This window comes from Kroppenstedtia guangzhouensis (assembly GCF_014637345.1).
Lineage (GTDB): Bacteria > Bacillota > Bacilli > Thermoactinomycetales > DSM-45169 > Kroppenstedtia > Kroppenstedtia guangzhouensis.
In genome coordinates, this window is the sequence record NZ_BMEX01000045.1 from 1 (window position 1) to 3,810 (window position 3,810).

The window sequence follows — 3,810 nt, forward strand, 5'->3', positions numbered from 1 at the left end:
CATTCCTGCCAAAACCAACTGCCATACCACCAAGCCCAAGAGGAAAAATAACGGGAGGATCACAATAAATTCGACCGTAGAAGCTCCTCGACGGTATTTTTGACTAAGATGAACCACTTCCAACATGGAAGCGTCAAACCTTTCGTTTGACTCATAAACGGAGTCGTGTCCAGAGAGTTCGTTGGGTCAAAGCTCGAAACCACGTCCGCGAACTCAACCGACAGCAAGCTGCCCACCGGATTCGCGACTTACGGAAGCGGGTGGAGCATTTATTCGCAGAAGCCAAAGAATGGCACGGATTGCGAAGGGCCCGGGGGCGGGGTCTTTGGTGTGTCCAAAGTCAGATTCTCTTAACAGCCATCACACAAAACCTCAAGCGGATGGCCCATGTCTTCCACCGCCATAACCCTGCGGGGGAGGCGGTCATGCCATCACCCCTTCCAGAGACTCTTCACCGATTCCGCTTACCCAGCATTTCTCCATCATTTTCATAAATTAGGGGTACACTTGGACTGAATCCATATTTCACAAGACTTCTAGGGCCTTCTTTACGGGCCCAGTCCACCAAATCCAAGGCGATTTCCGGCTTTGGTTTGAAAGGAAACATCCACTGGAATCTGAGCTGTATCCCGGAGTTTGGAATCCCCCACCCACTTTTGGGGCATATTCATTAACAGGATTGATTAAAACAAATATTCTTCACCTGACCATTCAATGTATTTTTCTGTAACCATAAAAGCGAAAAAAGGCATCGTTAACGCATTAACCAACATGATTCCTATGTTTAAAAGAAAGTACCAGTCAGTGAAAAAGGATAAAAAGAAAAAGGTTAGCGTGCTTCCCAAAATATCAAGAAATACAAAACATAAAGTCACAATAACAAGAAAACCAAAGTTCATTCTTCCAAAGTTAAACGCATTCCTAATGGTTTGGATAAATGAGGTATCTTCCATCACCTTAACTTGAGGGAGTCCTGTGAATAACACCAATATTACCATCCCAGGTATAACAAAAAATATAAAGCCAACTGTTACAAAAAAAGATACTAATAAAGAGATCATATAGATTGGAAAAGCATATCTTAAGAACTGAAAAATTACAGTAGAGATCTTTATTTCCCCATTTATATGATATTGTTGATAAATCAGGACAAAAGGAATTTGGGCCAGAAAAAAAGCAACAATCATCAAAAAAGACCTTATTGCTGAGCCGATGATTGGCAGTCCAAATAGATTAAAAGGTGTGCTAAGGAAAACTGTAAATAGGGTATATAAAAGCTGAATCGGAAGTATCAATGCTAGAACGAATATAAGGATCTTCATAAAAGAAGTCTTATAAACATCTTTGGCAATTATAGCGGTACTTAACATACCATCACCTTCTTAAAATAAGTTCTTTTTTATCTCGATCTTGAATTACGTAGATCATTAAGTATTTCGGATGCACCAGTTCTTTCTGTGATTGGCAACTTCGACTCTTCCTTCAGCCTGTAGGCTTCCTTCATATCCTCATGTTCAGATTTAGTCCTTGGTTGATCTGTATGCATCCTTTTATGGTGAAACTTTAACATCTTTATTGCATAAATTGTCTTCACATCAAATAAGGAGGTCTTCATCTCCTTTAAATACCTTAATACCTTTACTCTGGAATGGTAGGTCTCCATCTGAACCTCATTTTGTTTCGTTCCGGCTTCCGCCAAACCCAGTTGAAGACTAAGCAAATATGAATAGTCCTCATATGTAATAAGTTCAGTTTCTCTGAAATGTTTTACGTGCTCCAACGCTTTTTTGACGTTGTTTACGATGATTTCTTGATTTTCTATAACCACTTTGGGGATCCTACAATAATCAGAATAAGCTTCTTTCACCTCCATTGGAACGCCTCTGAATAATGGTTCAACCTGATGTAATTGCTTTTGGACATTCTTGTATATTTGTAATGTTTTACGACGCTTCCAGTTCTCACCCACAGTTGAAAAAACATTTATAGCATTATTATAACTGTTTGCTACTAATGCTTCCCATTCGATTTGGTCGACCGGTAAAATCGATCCATTCTCTTTCACAAGGAGTTTTTCGTTTTTAGGGATATAGTTGAAATAATAGTACACGCTACTTTTTAATTCTATTTTTGCTGGAAAAACCTCTATAACTTCACCCTCTTTTTTGTATCCTTCGGCGATCTCTCTAATATTTCCGGGAATGCTGTTCATAGTAAGCATAGTATATATCCCCCAATTATATCCAGTGCCTATCGTTTTCAAATAGGCACTGGATAGTTTTCAAATATCCTGACTACATCAATTCCAATAAAACAGGTATTAACTAAACCAACCTTTTACTTTATTGATAGCGCCTCCAATAGCTTTCTTTGCTCCTTTAACAGCCTTCTTCCCATACTCAACGGTCTTCTTTCCAACGTCCACGACTTTGTCCCAGTTTTTATAAATGGTTGAGCCCAGCCATAAAGCACCACCGGCCAAAGCAAGCCCTGCCGCCACCGGTGCCCCAACACCAGATGCACTCGCAATCACAGCTGATGACATCAGCACTGAACCCAAATTGCCAACAGCCCCAGCATAATCACCATGTCCGATATTAGCTCCCATCTCAAAACTCGAAATCCCGATATCGATTGCTGCCAAGGGAGGGGCCAACTTTCCAAACATGGTTGAAACCGAACCGGGTGGATTAGCTTTTGATATTGCCCCCCAAAAACTTCCCCAGCCGGAAGCCCCAGAGAAGCCACCAGTATTCATAGTGGACCAGGCTGTTCTAATCGTACTCCATGATTCGAAATAACCCCTTACATTCTTATAATTATCATAACCGGTCCATACATTCAAACCAAGTTTGGTAATTTCACCAAAATAGTCATCACCTGCTATCAAACCAAGACCTGCTCTTCCGGCACTAGTTAAAGAGCCTTTCCAATCAAACCTTTGAAAGTCAAAATCAACTTTACTGCCTGCCCCAATATTGGATAAGAAAATATCTTTGATGGCGAATTTATTGGCTTTGTAATAATCACTATCTAGTATAGGGTTAGGGTTGTCTTTCTTTTCGTTATCTTTTTCTCCATCGTCATCGTTACCGCTGTTATCATCCCCTACTCCTTTTCCAGGTCCCTGATCTTGACCTCCTGGTGAACCTCCTTGTTGTCCATCCCCCGGATTCACATCCCCAGGTGCTTTAGGGTCAGAGGGCACGTGAGGATCCGGAGGGATGTAGGGGTCCGGGGGGACATAAGGATCCGATGGGACATAGGGATCTGGGGGGACATAGGGATCTGGGGGGACATAAGGGGCCGGAGGTGTATATCCTTCCGTTGAAAAAACCAGACTCAAAGGAGCAAAAAAAATAACCCCCATTACTATCAAAATGGATATGGCTATTTTTCGTTTGTTTATGAATCTCACATCTGAACCTCCTCATTCGAACAATTTCTGGTCTACTTTGACACACCGATAACAACTACTTGGGGTGTGACCATCTTCAATCTCTAGCAAGAAAAACAAACTAATAGCCACACCCTCTTCCCTACATATCCCCCAAAAAACTGATTACCAGATCAACCTAGTTTACGAGCATTACCCTGACATTTTTTTTCACACCAAACAGGCGGGCTTCCATTAGAGAATCCATATAGACATCAATTCGATTCCCCTTAATAGCCCCTCCCGTATCCTGGGCAATTCGGTAACCAATTCCTTCAATATATACCCGCGAGCCCATCGGGATCACACGAGGATCCACAGCGATGGTCACCCCTTCAGAAACCCGGGCACCACTGGCCGTAATTCCATACCCC

General features: G+C 41.8%; 5 protein-coding genes. 1 reads left to right on the forward strand and 4 read right to left on the reverse strand.

What is annotated here, in order from left to right:
* The first annotated feature begins 146 nt into the window (after positions 1-146).
* Positions 147-494 (forward strand): transposase, encoded by a 348-nt coding sequence (locus tag IEV46_RS17555; RefSeq protein ID WP_188433867.1) that lies wholly within the window; start codon positions 147-149, stop codon positions 492-494.
* A 189-nt stretch (positions 495-683) separates the two neighbouring features.
* Here IEV46_RS17555 and IEV46_RS17560 read toward each other — a convergent pair whose 3' ends face one another.
* The 4 genes from IEV46_RS17560 to IEV46_RS17575 form a co-directional block, all read right to left on the reverse strand.
* Complete coding sequence (locus IEV46_RS17560; RefSeq protein ID WP_188433869.1) at positions 684-1,370, reverse strand: hypothetical protein; 687 nt, start codon at positions 1,368-1,370, stop codon at positions 684-686.
* A gap of 29 nt (positions 1,371-1,399) precedes the next feature.
* Positions 1,400-2,221, reverse strand: coding sequence for a hypothetical protein (locus IEV46_RS17565; RefSeq protein WP_188433871.1), 822 nt, complete (start codon positions 2,219-2,221; stop codon positions 1,400-1,402).
* A 99-nt stretch (positions 2,222-2,320) separates the two neighbouring features.
* Complete coding sequence (locus tag IEV46_RS17570) at positions 2,321-3,418, reverse strand: hypothetical protein (protein WP_188433873.1); 1,098 nt, start codon at positions 3,416-3,418, stop codon at positions 2,321-2,323.
* Positions 3,419-3,575: 157 nt separating this feature from the next.
* The coding region (locus tag IEV46_RS17575) for a 3D domain-containing protein (protein WP_188433875.1) at positions 3,576-3,810 on the reverse strand (235 nt) is incomplete at its 5' end.

Excerpts from the sequence above, each read along its gene's own strand:
- IEV46_RS17560 (WP_188433869.1), bottom strand. The coding sequence starts at position 1,370 with ATGTTAAGTACCGCTATAATTGCCAAAGATGTTTATAAGACTTCTTTT.
- IEV46_RS17565 (WP_188433871.1), bottom strand. The coding sequence starts at position 2,221 with ATGCTTACTATGAACAGCATTCCCGGAAATATTAGAGAGATCGCCGAA.